This window comes from Streptomyces polyasparticus (assembly GCF_014493765.1).
Lineage (GTDB): Bacteria > Actinomycetota > Actinomycetes > Streptomycetales > Streptomycetaceae > Streptomyces > Streptomyces polyasparticus.
Genome location: NZ_JACTVJ010000041.1, coordinates 1 through 21,016, shown reverse-complemented (window position 1 = coordinate 21,016; position 21,016 = coordinate 1). Strand labels below are relative to the sequence as shown.

Here is a 21,016-nt window from a genome sequence, read left to right as displayed (position 1 = left end):
CGTCGCTGATGCCAGGACAGACAGACACCACTCCAGGGTGTGCGCACCACAGTTCGACGAGCCCTCCGCCTCCGGCTGTGAAGCGCGCAGCCCCTACGGCCGGTACACCGCCCACGTCTTGGGTGTCTCGGAGACCTTCACCGCGGTGAGCTCCGGCAGTTCCTCACACCACCGCTTGAAGATCCACTGGGCGAGGTTTTCGGCGGTTGGGGAGCACCCCCCCCCCATCGATTCATTGAGGTGCCGGTGATCGAGGGTGTCGTCCAGCCACTTCTTGAACGCGTCGAGGTCCCGGTAGTCGCGGACGAAGCCCGGCGCCCGCAGGGCTTCGTCCGCGGCGGATAGTTCGAGGATGACGACGTAGTTGTGGCCGTGCAGGCGGGCGCAGGGGTGCCAGCCGGGCAGTTGGTCGAGGACGTGGCTGGCGGAGAAGTGGAACTCCTTGGTGATGCTGAACATGGCGTCCTCCTCCTGCCTAGCGTTCCGTCCGGTGTTCGCCCTGGTCCCGCACTGTAACTCGGGGGTTGATGAGCCGGCCCTCCCCCGGCTCACGCATCTCCGGGGTCAGCAGCGCCCGATTCAGCGGAACATCGGTCAGGAACCTCTGCCGCTGCGACGGATCACCAATGCTGTCCGCTTTGCGCCGGACCTCCGCCCGGGCTCGCTCCAAGAGCAGGCCGGTTTGGGCATCCTCACCGGCCGCCGCCAAAGCGCACGCGGCGTCATGGAGGACTTCCTCGGTGCGCAGCGCCGGCATCGGGCCGCGTTCGTCGAGAATGGCGAGCGCGGCCCGTGCGTCGTCGGCCGCGCCGGTCGGGTCGTCCTGGGCACGTCGGATGCGGCTGCGCAGGGTGTACGCGGCGATCCTGCTGCGTGCCATGCCGCTCTGCTCGGTCTCGGCGAGGGTGTCGCCGATCAGGCGCAGGGCCTGGGCGGGGTCGTCCGGGCGTACGGTGATGAGGACCTCGACGTACAGATTGCGCACGATGGGGACCAGGTTGACGAGGTAGGTGTCCACGGTCTCGGCCCACGCTTGCTCGATCCTGTCCAGGGCCTCCGGAAGACGTTCAGGAGAGCGTGCGGCCAGGAGGGCGAGCAGTGCGTTGTTGTAGGCGTGCCAGCCGCTGATCGCTTCGCGTGCGTCGTGCTGGGCCTCCTCGAAGGACAGGGCTCTGCTCAGGGCAGCTTCCGCGGCCACGTAATCGCCCATGGCGATGTGGAGTTGAGCGAGGTAGTTGAGCGCTATCGGCAGTTCGGCGCACAGGACATCGCCGCCGATCCGTTCCACGCAGCGCTGTAGGCGCTGCACGGCTTCGCCGAAGCGCCCGGCATCGAAGAGGTTGACGCCGATCTGCATGTCGTTCAGGTTGCGGGCGTGATGCAGCACCGGGTTGGTGGTGTCGCCCAGCTGGTCTGCCGACGCGTAGAGCTCCTCCGCTTCGAAGAGCACCGCGAGACCGGCGTCAAGGTTCCTCTTGGGCAACTGGCGGCCGTACTCGACGAGGGCGACGAACAACGTCTCGACGCCCTGCGCACCCAAGTCGCGCGCCAATTCGACAGCTTGGGACAATTTCTCCAATGAAGGCTCCACGCCCTGAACGGCGAGGAGGGTCTTGCCCCGCAGCAAGGCGGTGCGGGCGATCAGCAACCGGTCGCCGAGCCTGCGCGCCGCCTGCTCCGCCTCGTCCGCCATGGTGTCGATGCCCGGCGACTGCGCCTCGGCCACATTCCCGCGCCACGTCACCTCGGTGAGGCTCAGCAGGAGTTCGGTCGCCTCGACCAGACGCCGGTCGCGCCCCGTATCGCCTTCGGGCAGCAGGCGGGCGGCCTCGATGGCCGTGCGGCAGTATTTCGCGGCCTGCAGGAAGGAGAGCTCCTCCATCGCAACGGAGCGAGCCAGCTCGTAGTGCGCACGGGCGCTGTGCGCCGCCTGAGCCGGGCCAGCCGCAAGGAGTTGCTCCGCGATCAGGACACGGATCTCCCACGGCAGGTCACTGCCCTGACGGGGAAGGCGTTCCAAGGCCGCTGCCACGCGGGCGTGCCGGAGCAGCCGCGCGCCCTCGCTCTGCTCATTGCGGATGCAGGACTGCAGAGCACGGTGCTCGAAGTCGTACCAGTCGGTGTGCAGCGCCTGCGCCCACCGCGGCATATCGGCACGGCGCCGCTCCCGCACCAGCCCGTGCTCGGTCGCCACGCGATGCAGCATGTCCTGCACCTGCGTCTGCGGAAGTCCGGTCACCTCGGACAGAGTGTGGGAGAAGAAGAACTCCCCGGCTGTTGCGCCGAGTACAAGCAGTTCCTGCGCCTGCGGATCCACCCGCTCGAAGCGCTCACCGACCGCCTGCGGCAGCTGGTCCGGCAACGGCATGTCCGTACCGGACCCCGGCCGCCACAGCCGCAGCACCTGCTCGACGAACACCGGCGATCCGCCCGTCGCCTCGTGCACCCGCGCGGCGAAGCCCGCCGGGATCTCATGGCCCTCGAGCTGATCCCGAACGAGTTGGACCACAGCCCATTCCGGCAGCGGCGGCACCCGGTGACGCGCCACCAGCAGATTGTGCCGCTTCTGCCATACGTCCGCCAGTTGCTCCATCGCGGCACCGTCCGCCGTCGACGACGCGTACGACCCGAGGCACAGCACCAGACTCAACGGCTCACCCTCAAGGCACGGCAGCAGCATGTGCAGAAGCTCCCTGCTCGCCTCGTCGCACGACTGGATATCGTCGACGAGCAGCAGCACCGGCGCTCCCTCCCGCGCCTCCGTCAGCAGCGCTTCGACCATCTGCCGGCACATCGCGGAACGCACAGGACCGAGGCTGTCCCCCGGAATGCTCCCCGTGGCCAGGGCCGCCCGCGTCGCCAGCCGCCCCGCCTCGACCACACCCCCTATCCCCGGCACGACCGCCGACAACAGCGCCGGCGCGGCTGCCGTCGCTCCACGCCCCACGGCACGGGCCCACAGCGAGCGGCGGCGCCCGCGCCGCGACATGGCGCTCAGTTGATCGAGAGCTTCGAGGAACGGTCCGAACTGGCGCCCGGTGCCCAGCGCCGGCAGACAACTCACCTGCACCACCTGGCAGTCCGCGCCGGACAGGCGGCCACGCGCCTCGGTGAGCAACGACGACTTGCCCACTCCCGAGTCACCCTCGAGGAACAGGACACTGCTGCTGCCCTCAAGCAGCCGCCGCCGGACCGACGCGATCAACTCCAGCGTCTCCTCCCGATCCACGAACACCACCACACCCCGCCTTTCCACCTGCACTGAACGTCGACCGGCGCGCCAAGAACGCCCGCCGTCACCGTAAGCACGGCCGCAGTGATCTCGACGCCAAGTCGCCAACTCGTGGGCCTGGCAGCCCCAACAATGGCCGAAAGCCGTCAGCACATCCCGATCGCCTGTCGCACATCGTCGGCACCGACTGCCTCACGATGTGGACCAGGCGTGCCGCGGCAGTCGTCCCGGTTCGGCGAGGAGGTCGAAGTGGGGTTCTCGCCGCCAGTTCTCGTGGTTGCCGATGACGAAGAGACGGCGCTTGGCGCGGCTCACCGCGACGTTGAGCAGGTTCGGCGACTCGCCGGCCCAGGCACGTGCGTTCGCTCCACGCTGCGGGTGCGTGCCCAGGACGAGGATGACCACGTCCGCTTCCTTGCCTTGCATGGTGTGGACCGTGCCGATGTTGTCGGACAGGAAGGTCTCGACCTGCTTACGGTGGTGCGCCGGATCCGCGCCGGCCGGTACGTGGGACTCGAGGCGCATCGCGCGCACGGCCCGGGCGCATCCGTCGACCACCTCGCGGAACGGGCTCAGGATCCGTACCCGGTTGAGCGCCACTCCCCATTCGCCGTGAAGTTTGGTGAGAACGGCTGCCAGCGCCTTGCCCTCAGCCACCACCCACTTGCCGTCGCAGTCCGTGGCAGTCACGTCGACCCAACAGCTCACGGGATAGGCACAGTTACGGCAACCCGCGCGATCCGCGCTGCGGCAGGTGTCGCACGCCTCGGGTCCGGGGAAGGGGTGCGGCTTCGTGCCGTAGACCATGAGTCCGTCGTAGGCGATGTCGTTGCTGAGGTCGAACATGGTTCGCTCGCATCGGCGGTGCACGCGCAGCGGTGCGCCGACCCACACCGATTCGGTCTCCAGGCCGGAGCTCTGGTGGTCGAGCAGCGTGCCCCAGCGGTTCGTCCGGTCGGCCACGCGCTGCGCGGAGGTCAGCGAAGGCACCCACGTCGAGGCAACGCCGTATGCGGCGCGCAGCCGTTCCTGTACGGACCTCGGCAGCGCGATCACGGGCTCGAGCTGCAACGGGTCGCCGACGAGAACGGCGCGCCTGGCCCGCCACAGTGCCCCCACGGCCGCCTGAGGAGCGGCTTGCCCGGCTCGTCGATGAGCATCCAGCCGAGGGCCTCCTTGCCGAGCGGTCCGAAGAGCCGGCCGCAGGAGGCGAAGGTGGTGGACACCACGGGCACCACGAGGAACAGCGTCTGCCACACAGCCCGCGCCGCCTTCGCCGGAACGACGTCGGCGAAGACCTCCTTCAGCGCGAGCAGGTTGCGGCGGATCGTCCCAGCGTTGGCAACGATGAAGGCGCGGTGCAGTTTCAGAGCAGCGAGGAAGACACGGGTCCGTGCCTCGCAGAACTCGGCGTCGGACCATGGGGATCTCAATTCCCGTTCGCTCTCGGAGAGTTCCGCCCAGTCGTCCGGAAGATGATCTCCCCACAGAGTGGATGCCGCTCCCAGCGCCTGCTCAGCGGCACGGCGTTCACGGCGCGCGGCCTCTGCCCGCCGGTCGGCCTGCTGCCGGCCGTACTCGGCCCTCGAATGCAACTGCACCACGACCTCGTATCGCGAACGTGCCCGTACGAGGTGGTTCTCCGCGCGCTCCACGTCGTACTGCAGGAAGCGTTCCTGCTCCTGCCACGCGAGGTAGTGGCGACGTCCGGCCCCCATCGCTGTGCGGATCCCGCCGGGCCGATTGAGCTGATGGACCTGAATGAGCTCGCGCAGACGGTCGAGCCCTGCTGACTCGGTGAGCAGAGTCTGCTCCGCGCCTTCGAGCCGCTCGCGTTCGTCGCGTTCCTGCCGATGCGCCTCGGCCTGAGCATCAGCGGCTGTGTCCTCGGCAGCGACGAGGTCCTGGCCGTCCCGCAGCAGTGTGCAGACCCTCGTGCGAGCCGCCCGCAGGCTCTCGACGTGAGCTACAGCGCGCAGGAAATCCGCCTTCGCATCAGACCAGTTCACGGACTCGGGTGGTGCCTCGTCGGGCACGGGTACGGGCACTGCCGAGGCCATCCACGGGAAGCGTAGGGCGGCGACTGGATCATGCAGGGGTTTGCCGTCCTCCAACTCCTTCAGCAGCGCATGCATGCCCTTCAGTGGCGGCTTCTGCTGTCCGCCTGCGGACCGCCCGGACCGAGAGCCGCGCTGCGCGGCCGTACGACGGGAATCCGGCTTCGCGGCCTTCTCGCCCCACCAGAACCTCTCCATGAACTCCCGGCGCTTCTCCGCCTTACCGAGCGGAGCGGCGATGATCCCCCAGGCCGGGGCGCCGTCCAGCAGGGAGACAGCCTGGTCGAGGAAGTACGAGGCCTCGTCCCTCCATCGCTCGCCCAGCGCATCGAGTGCCGGCAGCTCGGTCGTGATGTTCTGCACCGCACCATTGTTGGAGGAGGCGACCACGATCTCGTGGCCGGTCAGCGACGGTCTGGGAGATGTGACGGAGCGCGAGGCACCGTCGGACTGCCAGCTGATCCGCTCTGCGAAGCCGTCGCGGGGCCCTGCCAGTTCGGCCAGCGCCTGGGCGCGCCGCACCACGATCGCGGCGATCAGGTCGCGGAGCATGGTGGTCTTGCCGGTCCCTGGCGGGCCGTTCACCGAGAACAGGCCGCTGCCGTCCGCAAGCTCACCGAGAATCCTGTTCACCGCGAACTGCTGGCTGAGCGCCAGCGGTTGACCGACTGGCGCGGGCCACCGGCCGAGCGGCATGGCGTCGGGGGACACATGCTGGAGTACGAGATCGGGCACGGACCGGACGTCTGTCCGCGCGTGCCGCAACACGTCCGTGTCCTCGGTCAGGTAACTGCGCAGCGCCGCCCCGTAGCCGCCGTCGGCGACACGTTCCAGGTCCTGAGGCAGCAGGCTGTTGAGGAAAGCGGGGTCGGCATCGGGCAGGGACCCGTCCCGGCGTCGCCGGACGCGCTCGCTGTGCACCCGGATGCTGGCCGGTGAGAGCAGATCGTCCACACAGCATAGATCGGCTACGTGCGCGGCGAAGGCGACAAGGTCGGGCAGTTCGACGGGCCGTCCCGTCGGTCCTTCAGGATCTTCCCTGTCGGCGTCCGGCGTCGGCGGCATCGGTGCCGGAACGGGGGGTGGCGTCGCGTCGTCCGGATCCGGCACCGTTGGAGCAGCTGCCGCGCGGCGCCGGGCGGCAATCCGTGTGGCCACAGGGCGCAGAGCGCCCGCGACGATTCCCGTACCCAGATCGCCGATGAGCGCCCCGAGCGCCCCGACGGCGGCACTGCCGAGAATCTCCCGGACGATCCCCTGCCAGCTGCGCAACACATCTGGCGCACCGTCGTCGGGCAGGAGAGCGGCGGGGACTGGGCCTGGTGTCTCCTGTCTCTGCTGCGGGGCCGCATAAGGGATGGCGTGCTTCGTCAGCAGCGCGATGGCTTCCTCGCACTCCTTCTCCACCTCGGCGAAGCCGTCGAGCCATTTCGCGTCATACGGACCCGGATCGCGAGCCCGCCCGGTCGCCCAGGCGCACGTCGAGAACACCGTGGTGCTATCGAGCAGCACTCCCTGGGCATCCACGGTGAACGAGAACACCGCCGTGTCCCCGCCGCCACGTCGAACCCCGCCGTAGTCCTCGCCGTCGGGGCCGAAGTGCTCCTCAAGCACCCTGCGGACGGAGGAGATCGGGAATACTCCGCCGAAGACCGTGTGCCGCCAGACTTCCTTGCCGGCGTCGATGGGCTCGTTCTGCAGCGGGTGGCCGTTCTGCCACGGAAGCAGCGGCCACGACCCACCCGGACGCACGTCAATCGGCCCTGCGCTCCCGAAGCTACGGCGAAGTGACAAGTAACGGTACGTAATGGTGTGGCGAGGGGTGGCGCCTGCTGACGCTTGGAGTTGAGGGGGTTCTGGAGGGCCCCGGTCCTGTTTCACGGTGATGGCTGTCACTGATCGTGAGACAGGAGAGGTGTATGCGCCAGGAGTGGGAGCCGGAGGACCTGATCGAGGTCTGGACGCTGCTCGAAGACGATATGGGCAAGCTGCGGAACAAGTCGGGGGCGAACCGGCTGGGGTTCGCGCTGTTCTTGAAGTTCTTCGAGGTGGAGGCCCGGTTCCCGGAGAGTGCCGGGGAGGTGCCGGCGCCGGCGGTGTCGTACCTCGCGCAGCAGGTGAAGGTGCCCACCGAGGAGTGGTCGGCGTACGACTGGGCGGGCCGGGCGATCAAGCGGCACCGGGTGGAGATCCGTGAGGCGTACGGGTTCCGGATCTGCAGCGAGGAGGACCAGGCCCAGCTCGCGGAGTGGCTGGCCGCGGAGTTGTGCCCGGTGGAGCTGTCCCGGGACCGGCTGGCGGAGGCGGTGGTCGCCCGGTGCCGCAAGGCGCACATGGAGCCGCCGGCCCCGGGCCAGGTGGCACGGCTGGTGGGTTCGGCGGTCAGCACCTTCGAGGACCGGTTCTGCCAGACGACGACCAGGCGGCTCTCGGCGGCGACGCGCTCCAGGCTGGACGACCTGGTCGCCGAGGACGACGGCCAGGACGGCGAGGAGAAGGCCAGTGTCGGCGGCGGGCAGACGTTCTTCACCGAGTTGAAGGCGGATCCGGCCGGGCTCGGGCTGGAGAGCCTGTTGGGTGAGATCACCAAGCTGCACCGGGTGCGGAATCTGGACATGCCGGCGGAGCTGTTCGCGGATGTGTCGGAGAAGCAGGTGGCGGCCTGGCGCGCGCGTCGAAGGAGTACCCCTCTGATCTGCGGGACGCGAAGCCTCCGGTGCGCTACACGCTGCTGTCCACGCTGTGCCATGTGCGTCAGACGGAGATCACGGACACGCTGGTGGATCTGTTCATCCAGCTGGTGCAGAAGATCAACACGAGGGCGGAGAAGAAGGTCGAGGGCGAGTTCGTCAAGGAGCTCAAGAAGGTCCGCGGCAAGGAGTCCATGATGCTGCGGGTTGCCGAGGCGGCGCTCGCCGAGCCCGCCGGGAGCGTGAAGCGGGCGATCTACCCGGTGGTCGGCGGGGAGAGGACCCTCAAGGCGCTCGCGGCCGAGGCGGCGGCGAACGAGGCCCGCTACAAGGCGCGGGTCCGCACCGTGCTGCGCTCGGCCTACTCCGGGCACTGGCGCCGGATGCTGGAGCCGCTGCTCAAGGCCCTGGAGCTGAAGAGCAACAACACGGTGTACCGGCCGGTGATGGATGCGATCGACCTGCTGAAGCGGTATCTGGGCCAGCCCATCGCGAAGGAGGGCGCCTACTTCGACGAGGCGGAGAAGATCCCCCTCGACAAGGTGGTGCCGGACCAGTGGCGCAAGGCCGTGGTCGACGACAAGGGCCGCGTCGAGCGCATCCCCTACGAGCTGTGCGTGCTGGTCTCGTTGCGGGATGCGCTGCGGCGCCGGGAGATATGGGTGGTGGGGGCGAACCGGTGGCGCAATCCCGAGGATGACCTGCCGCCGGACTTCGAGGACAACCGGGATGTGCACTACGACGCCATCAGGCAGCCGCTGGACGCGACCGCGTTCACCGACGCGCTGGAGAAGAAGGTCCGCGACGCGCTGACCCGCTTCGACACCGCCCTCGAACTCGGCACCACGGGCGGGGTGGAGATCACCTCCAAGCGCGGCGAACCCTGGATCAAGGTCACCCCGCTGGGCAAGCAGGAGGAGCCGGAGAACCTCACCACGCTGAAGGCGGAGATCGAACGCGGTGGGGCACCATCGACCTGCTCGACATCCTCAAGGAGGCCGAGTTCGCCACGGACTTCACCGACGAGTTCGTATCGGTGGCCACGAGGGAGGTCACGCCGAAGGCGGTGCTGCGGCGCCGGCTGCTGTTGGTGCTCTTCGCGCTGGGCACGAACATGGGGATCAAGCGGGTCACCGCGACGGGCAAGCACGGCGAGAGTGAGGCGGTGCTGCGCCGGGTGCGGCACCTGTTCGTCAACCGCGCCAACATGCGCTCCGCGCTGGTGCGGATGGTCAACTCCACGTTCACCGCGCGCGACGAGCAGTGGTGGGGCGAGGGCACCGCCTGCGCGAGCGACAGCAAGAAGTTCGGCTCCTGGAGCTCGAACTTCATGACCGAGTGGCATCAGCGCTACCGCGGCCCCGGCGTGATGATCTATTGGCATGTGGAGCGGAAGTCGGTCTGTGTCTACAGCCAGCTGAAGTCCTGTTCCGCCTCCGAGGTCGCGGCGATGATCGAGGGCGTGCTGCGGCACTGCACCGACATGGAAGTGGACCGGCAGTACACCGACACCCACGGCGCCTCGATCGTCGGGTTCGCCTTCGCCCACATGCTCGGCTTCAACCTGCTGCCCCGGCTGAAGAACGTCGGCTCCGCGAGGCTGTACCGGCCGGCCACCGGCGAGGACGACACCTGGCCGCAGCTCGGGCCGGTGTTGTCGAAGAAGACGATCGACTGGGAGCTGATCCGCCAGCAGTACGACCAGATCGTCAAGTACACGACCGCGCTCCGCCTGGGGACGGCGGAGGCTGAGCAGGTGCTGCGGCGCTTCACCCGCGGCGGCCCCAAGCACCCCACCTACCAGGCGATCGAGGAACTCGGGCGGGCGGTGCGCACGGCGTTCATCTGCGACTATCTCGCGGACATGGAACTGCGCCGGGAGATCAACGACGGGCTGCAGGTGGTGGAGAACTGGAACTCCGCGAACCACGACCTGTTCTACGGCAAGGACGGCGACCTCACGGGCGATGACAAGGAGAACCAGGAGGTCTCCATGCTCGCCCTGCACCTCCTGCAGAGCAGCCTCGTGCACGTCAACACGCTGCTGCTCCAGGAGATCCTGGCCGAACCGAAGTGGGCGGACAAGCTCACCGACGCCGACCGCCGCGCCCTGTCCCCGCTGTTCTGGACCCACGTGAATCCGTACGGCAGGTTCGAGCTGGACATGAGCAACCGCCTCGGCCTCAACTCGCCCATCGTGCCCGGCTCGACCGCAGCGCCCGAGGCGGAGTCTGCGGGCGAAGAAGCCGACGGCATCTGACGGTAGGCCCGCCTGTGCCGCCATCGCCAGCGGCTCAGGCGGGCGTACGCCGGGCGAACCCGGCGGTGCGGTGACACCCGCGGGCTCGCGGTCAGCCGGAGACGGTCTTCTCGTGTGTGGTTTGCGCCGCCGCGCACCTCGTAGATCGGGAGCGCACTTCGTAGCGCCCTGGGCACGTCGAGCGCTGCCGAAAACGCCTTTGCTCGTTCGCTGTAATTGACAAGCATGGAGTTGGCCAAGTCGCGCCATCGCCCCCGGCCTTGCGTCGTAGGGCGGTGAGCTGCTTGGAAGTGAACCGTTTCCGTGTGCATGGCGCCGCGCCGCCCTCCCCGATTTCACGGTTGGTTCTGCAAAGCGAAGCGACCGTGAGGAAGTGCGCGCATGTCTGTGCTGTGTCGGCCCGCTGTGTGGGTCCCGGAGAACACCATCTCGATGGAGGAGACCTTGGCGCTGGCGCGCCGACTCCATCCCGACCACCCGAAGCTGCCGTTGGTCTTGCGGATGATCCAGAACACTGGTGTGGCGAAGCGGCACCTGATCCAGCCGATCGCGTCAACGTTGTCGCATCCGGGATTTGAGGCCCGCAACCGCATCTATGTCCGCGAGGCCCGCTCCCGCATCCCGGACGTGGTCAAGCAGGCGCTGTCCTCGGCCGAGGTGACGGCCCGGGACATCGACGCGATCGTGTTCGTGTCCTGCACCGGGTTTGCGATGCCTCCGCTGACCGCGTGGATGATCAACGAGTTGGGGTTCCGCTCGGACACCCGGCAGATCCCCATCGCGCAACTCGGGTGCGCCGCCGGCGGCACCTCGGTCAACCGCGCCCACGATTTCTGCCGGGCCTACCCCGGTTCCAACGTCCTGATCGTGGCCTGTGAGTTCTGCTCGCTGTGCTATCAGCCCGACGATACGGATGTCGGCTCGCTGCTCTCCGACGGCCTGTTCGGGGATGCGATCGCCGCCGCGGTCATGCGGGGCAGCGGCGGTACCGGGATGCGGCTGTTGCAGAACGCTTCCCACCTGGTGCCGGACACCGAGGACTGGATCGCTTACGAGGTGAAGGCGACCGGCTTTCACTTCCGCCTGGACCGGCGGGTGCCAGGCACCATGAACGTCCTGGCCCCGGCCCTGCACACCCTGGCGGGCGCGCACGGCTGGGACGCCTCGAAGCTGGACTTCTACATCATCCACGCGGGCGGGCCACGCATCCTGGACGACCTGTCCCGCTACCTGATGGTCCCGCCGGTCGCTTTTAGGCACAGCCGGGCCACCTTGACGGAGTACGGCAACATCGCCTCGGCCGTCGTCTTCGACGCGCTGCGCCGCCAGTTCGACGAGGGCCTGCCCGAGGGAGCCCGCGGTCTGCTGGCCGGCTTCGGGCCCGGCATCACCGCCGAATCCTCCCTGGGCACCTGGAGCGCTCCCGACCTCGTCCGGGTCGGCCGCCAGGCCGCAAGCGCCGACGGTCTGCTGGCGAACGTTTCGCCCGTGCCGCGCCCCTGAATACGCACAGCCACCGCATCCCCACGACAAGAAGCGAGGAACCGCTGTGACCACATCTGCCACGACCGTGTCCAAAACCTTCGATCTGGGCGGCGACCTGACCGTGAACCGTCTCGGCTACGGGGCGATGCACCTGACCGGCCCCGGAATGTGGGGGCCGCCCGCCAACCCGGACAAGGCCAAGTATCTGCTGCGCCGGGCGGTGCGCGAGCTCGGGGTGAACTTCATCGACACCGCCGACTCCTACGGCCCCGGCTACAACGAGGAGCTCATCAAGGAGGCCCTGCACCCCTACCCCGACAACCTGGTCATCGCCACCAAGGGCGGCATGCTGCGCACCGGCCCGAAGGACTGGGTCCGAGCCGAGGGCCGCGACCCGTACATCGTGGCGCTGGGGCGGCCCGAGTACCTGCGCCAGCAGGTCGAGTTGAGCCTGTTCCGCCTGGGGCGTGAGTGCATCGACCTCTACCAGCTGCACCGCATCGACCCGCTCGTGCCCCTGGAGGACCAGCTCGGCGCGCTCGCCGAACTGCAGCAGCAGGGCAAGATCCGCCACATCGGCCTGTCCGGCCAGCCCGAAGTCACCGTCGAACAGCTCGAAGCGGCCCGGCAGATTGTCGACATCGTGGCGGTGGAGAACCTCTACAACATCGCCGACCGCTCCGGCGAAGCCGTCCTCAAATATGCCGAGAAGGAGAACATCGCCTTCATCCCCTGGTTTCCCCTGGGCCACGGTGACCTGGTGGGTCCCTCCGGCATTCTGACCAAGGCCGCCGAAGGGCTGGGGTGCACGGGCGCCCAGCTGGGGCTGGCCTGGCTGCTGCGGCACTCGCCGAACACCCTGCTCATCCCCGGCACCACCTCCATCGCCCACCTCGAGGACAACCTCAAGGCCGTCGACCTGCACCTGTCCGACCGGCCGTGGGGCGAGATCGAAGCCCTCTGCGCGAAGGCCACTCCGTGGCGGCCCACCTCGCCCGTCCCGGCCCAGGAAGGACCCCGGTCATGACCACCACAACCCACACTCAGACCGCGCACCCGCACGTCGAGGTCCTGCGCGCCATCTACGCCGACCTGCCGAAACTGGCCGACTACGCGGTGGACGACATCGTGCTGCACCGCGCCGACCGCAGCGCCGAGGACCAAAGGGTGTGCCGCGGCATCCAGGCCGTGCTGGCCCACGAGCAGGCCCTCATCCGGCTGACCGGGAACACGCTGCTCATGGACGTGCAGCACATCACGGCCAACGACTACTTCGGCACGGTCCTCGGGATCCTCCGGGCGACGCATCCGCAGGAGATCGCGATGCCGTTCTGCGGCCTGTGGCGCTTCGAGGGCGGCCGCATCGTCGAGCACTGGGAAAACGCCTACCGCCCCGCCGAGCTGCAGCACTTGTTCACCCCGCCCGCACCACGCGCCAGCAGCGACTGACCAGCGCGACCAGCCGCGAAGCCCGGCACATCGGAGTTCGTCATGCACCCTCAGTACGTCTCGCCCGCGCGCGACCTGCGGCTCACGTCCTTCCTTCACGAGCTGGACCCGGTCGATACCCCGCCGGGCGAGCCGAATCTGACCGTGCGGGAACTGCTCATCGCGGTGTACCGGGCCTCCACCACGCCCGCCGCAGTGCGCCACCCACACCCGCACTGCGGCGGGACCCCCACCCGAAGCGGCAACACCGAACGAGCACAGGACGGGTACGCAGATCTGACCGCACCGTGAGCGGAGACCTCCCCATGGCAACACCACCCCCCACCCCCCGCCTCATCCTGAAGCCCGGTACCGCCTGGTCCGACGCCTGGCAGCAATGCCTCACCGTCGCACCTGAGGCGTTTAGGGACGACCGAGTCCTCAACTTCTGGAACGCCGGCTGGCAGGCCGACGGGCGTATGCTGCCCGCCACCTCGCCCCTCGACGGCACCCCCATCGCGGGCCCGCCCCGCCTGGACGCGGCCACCGCCCACCAGGCAGTACGTGCCTCACGGGACCAGCACCGCGCCTGGCGGCACACCCCGCTCGCCGAGCGCAGGGCTCGCGTCACGGCCGCCCTCGACGCGCTCACCGAACACCGGGAACTGCTCGCCCTGCTGCTCGTCTGGGAGATCGGCAAGCCCTGGCGCCTCGCGCAGGCCGACGTCGACCGGGCGATCGACGGCGTGCGCTGGTACGTCGACGGCATCGAGCCCATGCTCGAAGGCCGCACCCCGCTTGACGGCCCGGTCTCCAACATCGCCAGCTGGAACTACCCGATGTCCGTTCTGGTCCACGCGATGCTCGTACAGGCCCTGGCGGGCAATGCGGTCATCGCCAAGACCCCGACCGACGGCGGCATCACCTGTCTCACCCTGGCTTGCGCGCTCGCCGCCCGTGAAGGCATCCCCGTCACGCTGGTCAGCGGCAGCGGCGGTGAGTTGTCCGATGCGCTGGTGCGTTCTGCGGAGATCGGCTGTGTCTCCTTCGTCGGTGGCCGCGACACCGGCGCCGCCGTGGCCACCGCCGTCACCGACGTGGGCAAGCGTCACATCCTCGAACAGGAGGGCCTCAACACCTGGGGCATCTGGAACTACACCGACTGGGACTCACTGTCCGCCGTCATCCCGAAACTCTTCGACTACGGCAAGCAGCGCTGCACCGCCTACCCCCGTTTCGTCGTCCAGCGAAGTTTGTTCGCCGAGTTCCTGGCCGCCTACCTGCCCGCCGTACGCACCATCCGCACCGGGCACCCGCTGGCGGTCGAGAACGCGGACGACCCGCTGCCCAGCCTGGACTTCGGGCCCGTGATCAACGCGGCCAAGGCCAAAGAACTGAACGACCTGGTCGCCGAGGCCATCGACCGCGGCGCCGTACCGCTGCACCGCGGCTCTCTGGCCGGCGGCCACTTCCTCACCGGCCAGGACACCTCTGCCTACGTGCCGCCGGTGACCCTCCTGAGCCCGCCCCCGTCATCCCCCCTGCACCATGCGGAACCCTTCGGCCCCATCGACACGATCGTCCTGGTTGACACGGAGGCGGAGCTGCTCGCGGCCATGAACGCCTCCAACGGGGCACTGGTCGCCACCCTGTCCACCGACGACCCGGCGACGTACGAGCGTCTGGCACCCCAGATCCGCGCCTTCAAGGTCGGCCACAACAAGCCGCGCTCGCGCGGCGACCGAGACGAGCTCTTCGGCGGCTTCGGCGCCTCCTGGCGCGGCGCCTTCGTCGGCGGCGAACTCCTCGTGCGGTCCGTGACCAACGGCCCCCAAGGCGAGCGCCTGCCCGGCAACTTCCCCGCCCACCACCTCACAGCGTGACCACAAGATATTCATCATCGCTGCCCGGCGTAGGCAACGGCCCCAGCAAAGGGAGACATCCATGACCACCGTTCCGTCCCCCACCGTCAGCGAACCCCGCGCCATAGACGACGCGTTGCGTGCCCGAGTGGTCATCGGGCTCTCCGGGTTCAAGGGGCCGTTGATCGGGCCGGACAGCCCCGACTACGACCGGGCCCGCACCGTGTGGAACGCCATGGTCGACAAGCACCCGGGCCTGATCGTCCGTTGCACCGACACCGAGGATGTCGTCACCGCCGTCAACGCAGCTCGCCGGCTCGGGGTGGCGTTCTCGGTACGGGGCGGCGGCCATTCGGTCTCCGGCAAGGCCCATACCGACGGCGGCATGACCATCGACCTGAGCCTGATGCGCCAGGTGCAGGTGGTCGCCGAACAGCATGTGGTGCACGCAGAGGGCGGGTGCCTGCTCGCCGATGTGGACGAGGCCACCGAACCGCACGGCTTGGTCGTGCCCACCGGAACGGTCTCCGAGACCGGACTCGGCGGTCTCGCGCTGGGCGGCGGCGCCGGCTGGTTGACCCGCAAGCACGGCCTGACCTGTGACAACTTCCTCTCCCTGGAAGTCGTGCTGGCCAGCGGCGAAGTCCTGGAAGTCTCCCCCGCCCAGCATCCTGACCTGTTCTGGGCGTTGCGCGGCGGGGGCGGCAACTTCGGCATCGTCACCCGCTTCACCCTCCAGGCGCACCCCTTCGGCCCCGCCATGCGGATCGGTGTCAGCCTCTACCGGCCCCAGGAGGCCAAGCAGGCGCTACGCGAATACGCGGCCAAGGTGCCGAGCCTGCCGCGCACGGTCAGCTGGCACGGGGGACTGAAACGCCATATGCCACCGCTGCCGTTCGTGCCCGACGAACTCGTCGGCGAGCGCCTGATGATGCTCTTCTCCATGTGGCTCGACGACGCCGACGACCCCCAAGGGGTCGACTACACCGAACGCCTCGCCCAGGTCGGCGAGCCGTGTCTGACCGCCACGACCGTGCTGCCGTTCGGCACCGGCATGCAGAAAGCCCTGGACCCCGAATTCGCCGACGGTCACCGCAACTACACCAAGGAAGCCCACCTCACCGCCCTCACCGACGAAGCCATCGATCGCCTGGTCGACTTCTGGGCCACCATGCCCATGCGCGGCGAAGCCCAGGTCATCTGCCTCGGCGGCGCCATCAACGACGTTCCCGAAGAGGCAGCCGCCTTCTCCAACCGCGGCGCCCCCTACTGGCTCAACCTCGCCCTGCACTGGGACGACCCGGCCTGCGACGACGACTACATCGGCCAGATCCGCAACGCCATGACCGACCTCACCTCGTGGACCGGGCCCGGCGCTTACATCAACGCCCTCAACGCCGATGAAAGCGACCGTGTCGTGGACGCCTACGGCGGCCCGGACAACTACGCACGCCTCGGCCGCATCAAGGCCCTCTACGACCCGGGCAACTTCTTCCGCGTCAACCACAACATCGCCCCCGTCTTCACCTGAGCACTCGCACACAGTCAAGCGCCCCTGTGTCAGGTACGAGATGCAGGCCGCGCTCCACCTCCTTGACCGGTCACGACGAGCACACATGTCCTCACACCCAACCACCGGGACGGAACGCACTGTGCCCCATGACGTAGCCAAGATTTTCGCCGCGATCGATACCCTCGACCCCGGCGAGTTCATCACCCACCTCACCGAAGACGTGGTGTTCCGCTTCGCCAATGCCGAGCCCGCCATCGGACGGGAGGCCGTGCGCAATGCAGTCGCCGGCTTCTTCTCCACGATCAACGGTTTGACGCACCGCATCCTCAGAACGTGGCAGCACGACAACGTCGTCATCGTGCAGTGCGAGGTCGAGTACCGGCGCAAGGACGGCCAGACCGTCACCGTGCCCAACGCCGACATCCTCACCTACCACGGTGCCCTCGTCCGCGACTGGCAGATCTACATCGACCTCGCTCCCGTGTATGCCCAACGGCAAAGCCCCGGTGCACACGAAACTGCCGACGCCCCAGCACAGCCCATCCCCGGGAAGGACCTGCCCCATGCCTGACCAGCACGCACCCGCACCGCGTAGTGCCGTCGAGACACTTCAGTCCACGCTCAACGGCCTGTACCGGTTCCAATACCTGAGCACCGCATTCGAACTCGGCCTCTTCGCCTTCCTGGACCAAAAGCCCGGCAGCACTCGCGCCGACATCGCCGCCCAGCTCGGCCTGCACGAGCAGCCCACACGGATCCTGCTGCTGGGCTGCACCGCCTTCGGCCTGACCAGCAAGGTCGGCGACGGCTACCACAACACGCCAGTGGCCACGCTGCTCACAGACTCAGAGGACCGCATGCCCGCAGCCCTGGTCACCTGGCACAAACACGTCATCTACCGGCCCATCGACCGGCTGCACGAATCCCTGCAGCACAACACCAACATCGGCATGGAACGGGAGATCGAGGGATCGTCCCCGAACCTCTACACGCGGCTGGCAGGCGATCCCCGTCTCGAGGACGCCTTCCACGCGATGATGGGCACCGTGAGCCGACGTGTCGCCGAAGACGTCGCCCACAGACTCGACCTGTCAAACTGCCGCCATCTGCTGGACGTTGGCGGCGGCACCGCCGTGTACGCAGCCGAACTGGCCCGCCGCTGGCCCCACCTCCAGATCACGATCGTCGACCTGCCCTCCGTCGTGGACTCCGCAAACCAACGCATCGCCGAACTGAGCCTGTCCGATCGCGTGCGCGCCGTTGCCCTCGACGCCTTCGCCGACAAATTCCCCCCCGGCATCGACGCCGTACTGTTCGCCCACTTCCTGGAGATCTGGTCGGTAGAGCGGATCCGGACCCTGCTCGCCAAAGCTTCCCGTGCCCTCCCCGAACAAGGCGACCTGTACATCGTCACCCCAGGCCAAGACGACGACGAGACCGGCCCCGTACTCGCCGCCACCCTGTCGGCCTACTTCCAAGCGGTGGCATCCGGCGAAGGAATGGTCTACACCCCAAGAGAGTATGAAGAATGGCTGACCCACACCGGATTCAGGCCCACCGGACGAACGGCCCTCGCCGGCGAATACGGCGAACTCCTCATCACCGCAGTCAAAGAACAACACCGGCCCTGACCGTCCAGCGCCCCCAGGAAGGCCAGCATGAATGCCCGACTCTCCCCGCACCTCAAGGCACTTCTCGACAGTCCCGTCTTCGTCATCCTCGCAACCGTCCAACCCGATGGATCTCCCCAACTCTCCCCGGTCTGGGTAACCCGGGATGAGGATGACATTCTCATCTCCACCACCATCGGCCGCCGCAAAGAGAAGAACCTACGCCGCGACCCGCGCGCCGCACTCGTCGTACAGTCCGCCGCAGCTCCATACAGCTACGCAGAAGTACGCGGCCCCGCCACCATCACCACCGAAGGCGGGCCCGAACTGATCGACGTCCTTGCGATCAAGTACACCGGCACGAACTATGCAGGATTCAATCCCGACGCTGTCCATGACACCCAACGCGTGATCGTTCGGATCACGCCACACAAGGTGCTCGGCAACATCTGAAAGACGTCGCCGCCGAAGTACTCGCCGGCGTACGCAAGGCCGGCCTCTGAGCTGAGTCACTTCACCCAGACCGAAAACACGGCCACCACAACCACTCCAGCAGCGAGAACCGTCATCGCCCCCCTCTGCCACGACACCTTCCCAGCCGCCGCAGCCGCTGTCTCCAGAGGACAGCGCCCACAGCATCCCCCTGGCCTGCAGGACGAACTCTCCAGCCAGTACGCCCCCGACAACTCCGCATGAACAACCTCAGCTCCCGCTTCCATCTCCACGCCAACGAGAACGACCGCTCGCCATGCCAGCAACGGGATGCCCGCGGGCCTGGAAGACAGTGCGCCGCCGCGTCATCGATGCGGCGGTGCGTTCGCAGATATGGATAGTTCTGCGAACGATCAAGCCGCCCCGAACGGGGTCCGTTTTTTTCACACTCCGTGTTCTCAGAACCTCTCGCAGAACAGCTTTCGCACAACACCGGCTCGGGTAGCTTCTGCAACATGAGCCAGCTCACCGGACCGGCCGCCACCGTCGAACAGTTCGACTGCCCCACCTGTTCCGTGCCCGCCGGGAGTACCTGCCGTACCCGCGGCGGCAAAGTAGCCCCGAAATACCACACCCCGCGCTTCATGCTGGTGTCCCAGCTCCGCGCCGAACTCGAAGTGAGGACCCCCACCGACCGCGGGCCCGGCCGCGCCTGGGCGCAGGGGCCCGCCGTCGACGCGGTGATCCCAGCGCAGGCGACCGCGCCCACCAGGGTGGGCTATGCCCGTTGCAGTACAGCCGCGCAAGAGCTGCAGAGCCAGCTCGACGCCCTGGCCGAGGCGGGCTGCGACCCGGTGTTCTCCGAGAAGATCAGCACCCGCATCAAGGTCCGGCCCGAGTTCGTCAAGGCACTGGATTTCGCCCAGACCATCAAGAAGGCCGTCCCACACCAGCGGGTGCTCCTTACCGTGCACGAGATGAAGCGACTCGGACGCGGCGCCGCCGAGCTCCTGACCATTGCCGAGGACCTGCGCACCGCAGACATCGAGCTCGAACTCCTCACCGGACCGCTGCAAGGCACCTACGACCCGTCCGGGCACGGCGCCGCCCTGTTCGCGTTCTTCGCAGGCATGGCCGAGTCCGAACGCGAGTACATCCGGGAGAAGTCCCTCGAAGGCCAGGCATCCGCCCGCGACCGCGGCCGCCACGGCGGACGCCCCAAAGTCTTCGACGAGGACATGGCCGCCTACGCCCGCGCCCTGCGCGCCAGCGGCGTCCCCGTCCCCGAAATCGCGAACAAGCTCGTCATCCCCACCGGCAAGAACAAGGGCGAGCACCCCTCCGTCGCCTCCGTCTACCGCATCCTCGCCGAGACCGACGGCTCGGCCTGAATCCGGATACAGCGAGCGGCGACAGCAGGGAGGAACAACACTCTCAGCTACTTGTCACTTCGCCGTAGCTTCGGGAGCACAGGGCCCAATCTGCTGGATCCACTCACGCGCCGAGATCCGGGCGCCGCCGCGGCGGGCGGTTGGCAGCTTCGGCGGACTGAACAGCTCGATCGCCCGCCAGTACCGCACCACGTCCAACCCTTGCGCCTGCTGCATCGGCCCCCGCCCCCGCTTGGTGTTGATCGAGTCTACGCAGGGGAGGCGGACGTCGTGGTCCTTGTCCTCGGCATTGATCCACACTGACCGAGCACCCGCGTCTGAGACGGTGTGCGTCAGGCGAGCGCGGATACCGCGGACAGTGTGGACGCAATCAGGGACACCAGTCCTGGCACGCCTCCGCACTTCTGTTGGATCTTCTCCAACAACCCCTTGGCCACCGCTCGCCCTTCGGCGTTGTCCAACGGCTGCTCAGTGACCGTGTCCAGGAAGCCGACGCACAAGGCGTAGTCGTTCACGCGGTCGCGCTCGCGCTCCATGCCCTGCCGGATCTGCCCGAGCAGATCGGCGATGCCCTGTAACTCCTCCCGGCCGATGCCGGAGTTGTCCTGGCTCTGAGTCGATTGATAGGCATCGGGCTGGTTCTGTACGTACTGCATGTTTCCGCTGTTCTGGATCCCTGAGTTGGCGCCACCCGGCTGCCGTTTCCGACCGAACATCACGTTCCTCCTCCTGAGGCCTGCTGGGAGCCGACGGCACCCGGCTGGTTCTGCACGTTGCTCATCTCACCCGTGTTGATGATCCCGTTGTTCAACACGACCGTGATCTTCTCTCGGTACGCTTCGGTGTCCACGTTGTGCTCCACCAGGAAGCCCTCGACGGCGGCGAGAACCCGCCCTTGCATCATGTCGATATAGCGGCGGGCGTCGTCGTACTGGAGCATGTCGTCCATGTAGCGAGCCGAGTAGGCCTCCCGCAGACTGGATGGTGTCCCGCTGGGTGGTGTAGCCGCGATCTCCGCGTAGCCCCTGGTCATGGGGCGGCCACCGCGCAACTCTC

At 68.0% G+C, this 21,016-nt stretch carries 18 protein-coding genes; 12 read left to right on the top strand and 6 right to left on the bottom strand.

What is annotated here, in order from left to right:
* Nucleotides 1-93: 93 nt before the first annotated feature.
* From H9Y04_RS43620 to H9Y04_RS43605, 4 genes are all read right to left on the bottom strand, one after another.
* Nucleotides 94-459, bottom strand: a complete 366-nt coding sequence (locus tag H9Y04_RS43620; RefSeq protein WP_187819828.1) for a 6-pyruvoyl trahydropterin synthase family protein — start codon at nucleotides 457-459, stop codon at nucleotides 94-96.
* Between the two features lie 16 nt (nucleotides 460-475).
* Nucleotides 476-3,238, bottom strand: a complete 2,763-nt coding sequence (locus H9Y04_RS43615) for an ATP-binding protein (protein ID WP_187819827.1) — start codon at nucleotides 3,236-3,238, stop codon at nucleotides 476-478.
* Nucleotides 3,239-3,424: 186 nt separating this feature from the next.
* Nucleotides 3,425-4,303, bottom strand: a complete 879-nt coding sequence (locus H9Y04_RS43610; RefSeq protein ID WP_187819826.1) for an AAA domain-containing protein — start codon at nucleotides 4,301-4,303, stop codon at nucleotides 3,425-3,427.
* On the bottom strand, nucleotides 4,285-7,041 hold the full coding sequence (locus tag H9Y04_RS43605; RefSeq protein ID WP_187819825.1) for a DEAD/DEAH box helicase family protein: 2,757 nt from the start codon (nucleotides 7,039-7,041) through the stop codon (nucleotides 4,285-4,287). Before H9Y04_RS43605 ends, H9Y04_RS43610 begins: the two co-directional genes overlap by 19 nt.
* 167 nt (nucleotides 7,042-7,208) lie before the next feature.
* Here H9Y04_RS43605 and H9Y04_RS46320 point away from each other — a divergent pair, with 167 nt between their 5' ends.
* From H9Y04_RS46320 to H9Y04_RS43550, 12 genes are all read left to right on the top strand, one after another.
* Nucleotides 7,209-8,177 (top strand): DUF4158 domain-containing protein, encoded by a 969-nt coding sequence (locus H9Y04_RS46320; protein WP_214662244.1) that lies wholly within the window; start codon nucleotides 7,209-7,211, stop codon nucleotides 8,175-8,177.
* Between the two features lie 838 nt (nucleotides 8,178-9,015).
* The gene (locus H9Y04_RS46315; protein ID WP_308802041.1) at nucleotides 9,016-10,239 is read left to right on the top strand and encodes a Tn3 family transposase; all 1,224 of its coding nucleotides are present in this window, start codon (nucleotides 9,016-9,018) and stop codon (nucleotides 10,237-10,239) included.
* 381 nt (nucleotides 10,240-10,620) lie between these two features.
* Entirely contained in the window at nucleotides 10,621-11,742 is a 1,122-nt protein-coding gene (locus tag H9Y04_RS43595; RefSeq protein ID WP_187819824.1) for a type III polyketide synthase, read from the top strand.
* A 46-nt stretch (nucleotides 11,743-11,788) separates the two neighbouring features.
* Nucleotides 11,789-12,751, top strand: a complete 963-nt coding sequence (locus tag H9Y04_RS43590; RefSeq protein WP_308802040.1) for an aldo/keto reductase — start codon at nucleotides 11,789-11,791, stop codon at nucleotides 12,749-12,751.
* Nucleotides 12,748-13,173 (top strand): nuclear transport factor 2 family protein, encoded by a 426-nt coding sequence (locus H9Y04_RS43585; protein WP_187819823.1) that lies wholly within the window; start codon nucleotides 12,748-12,750, stop codon nucleotides 13,171-13,173. Before H9Y04_RS43590 ends, H9Y04_RS43585 begins: the two co-directional genes overlap by 4 nt.
* 42 nt (nucleotides 13,174-13,215) lie before the next feature.
* The gene (locus H9Y04_RS43580; protein ID WP_187819822.1) at nucleotides 13,216-13,464 is read left to right on the top strand and encodes a hypothetical protein; all 249 of its coding nucleotides are present in this window, start codon (nucleotides 13,216-13,218) and stop codon (nucleotides 13,462-13,464) included.
* Between the two features lie 14 nt (nucleotides 13,465-13,478).
* Entirely contained in the window at nucleotides 13,479-15,035 is a 1,557-nt protein-coding gene (locus H9Y04_RS43575; protein WP_187819821.1) for an aldehyde dehydrogenase family protein, read from the top strand.
* 61 nt (nucleotides 15,036-15,096) lie between these two features.
* On the top strand, nucleotides 15,097-16,545 hold the full coding sequence (locus H9Y04_RS43570) for an FAD-binding oxidoreductase (protein WP_187819820.1): 1,449 nt from the start codon (nucleotides 15,097-15,099) through the stop codon (nucleotides 16,543-16,545).
* A 121-nt stretch (nucleotides 16,546-16,666) separates the two neighbouring features.
* The gene (locus tag H9Y04_RS43565) at nucleotides 16,667-17,098 is read left to right on the top strand and encodes a nuclear transport factor 2 family protein (RefSeq protein WP_187819819.1); all 432 of its coding nucleotides are present in this window, start codon (nucleotides 16,667-16,669) and stop codon (nucleotides 17,096-17,098) included.
* Nucleotides 17,091-18,158: a methyltransferase gene (locus tag H9Y04_RS43560; protein ID WP_187819818.1), complete on the top strand. Its 1,068-nt coding sequence runs from the start codon at nucleotides 17,091-17,093 to the stop codon at nucleotides 18,156-18,158. Before H9Y04_RS43565 ends, H9Y04_RS43560 begins: the two co-directional genes overlap by 8 nt.
* 27 nt (nucleotides 18,159-18,185) lie before the next feature.
* Nucleotides 18,186-18,590 carry a PPOX class F420-dependent oxidoreductase gene (locus H9Y04_RS43555; RefSeq protein ID WP_187819817.1) on the top strand — a complete coding sequence of 135 codons (405 nt, stop codon included), beginning with the start codon at nucleotides 18,186-18,188 and terminating at the stop codon, nucleotides 18,588-18,590.
* Between the two features lie 494 nt (nucleotides 18,591-19,084).
* Nucleotides 19,085-19,960 (top strand): recombinase family protein, encoded by an 876-nt coding sequence (locus tag H9Y04_RS43550; protein WP_187819816.1) that lies wholly within the window; start codon nucleotides 19,085-19,087, stop codon nucleotides 19,958-19,960.
* 332 nt (nucleotides 19,961-20,292) lie between these two features.
* Here H9Y04_RS43550 and H9Y04_RS43545 read toward each other — a convergent pair whose 3' ends face one another.
* Both H9Y04_RS43545 and H9Y04_RS43540 read right to left on the bottom strand, forming a co-directional pair.
* Entirely contained in the window at nucleotides 20,293-20,676 is a 384-nt protein-coding gene (locus H9Y04_RS43545) for a hypothetical protein (protein WP_187819815.1), read from the bottom strand.
* Nucleotides 20,676-21,016: AbeC-like domain-containing protein (locus H9Y04_RS43540; protein ID WP_498067173.1), on the bottom strand; the 341-nt coding region annotated here is incomplete at its 5' end. The genes H9Y04_RS43545 and H9Y04_RS43540, both read right to left, overlap by 1 nt.

Excerpts from the sequence above, each read along its gene's own strand:
- H9Y04_RS43620 (WP_187819828.1), bottom strand. The coding sequence starts at position 459 with ATGTTCAGCATCACCAAGGAGTTCCACTTCTCCGCCAGCCACGTCCTC.
- H9Y04_RS46320 (WP_214662244.1), top strand. The coding sequence starts at position 7,209 with ATGCGCCAGGAGTGGGAGCCGGAGGACCTGATCGAGGTCTGGACGCTG.
- H9Y04_RS43595 (WP_187819824.1), top strand. The coding sequence starts at position 10,621 with ATGTCTGTGCTGTGTCGGCCCGCTGTGTGGGTCCCGGAGAACACCATC.
- H9Y04_RS43585 (WP_187819823.1), top strand. The coding sequence starts at position 12,748 with ATGACCACCACAACCCACACTCAGACCGCGCACCCGCACGTCGAGGTC.
- H9Y04_RS43580 (WP_187819822.1), top strand. The coding sequence starts at position 13,216 with ATGCACCCTCAGTACGTCTCGCCCGCGCGCGACCTGCGGCTCACGTCC.
- H9Y04_RS43575 (WP_187819821.1), top strand. The coding sequence starts at position 13,479 with ATGGCAACACCACCCCCCACCCCCCGCCTCATCCTGAAGCCCGGTACC.
- H9Y04_RS43570 (WP_187819820.1), top strand. The coding sequence starts at position 15,097 with ATGACCACCGTTCCGTCCCCCACCGTCAGCGAACCCCGCGCCATAGAC.
- H9Y04_RS43560 (WP_187819818.1), top strand. The coding sequence starts at position 17,091 with ATGCCTGACCAGCACGCACCCGCACCGCGTAGTGCCGTCGAGACACTT.
- H9Y04_RS43555 (WP_187819817.1), top strand. The coding sequence starts at position 18,186 with ATGAATGCCCGACTCTCCCCGCACCTCAAGGCACTTCTCGACAGTCCC.
- H9Y04_RS43550 (WP_187819816.1), top strand. The coding sequence starts at position 19,085 with ATGAGCCAGCTCACCGGACCGGCCGCCACCGTCGAACAGTTCGACTGC.
- H9Y04_RS43545 (WP_187819815.1), bottom strand. The coding sequence starts at position 20,676 with ATGTTCGGTCGGAAACGGCAGCCGGGTGGCGCCAACTCAGGGATCCAG.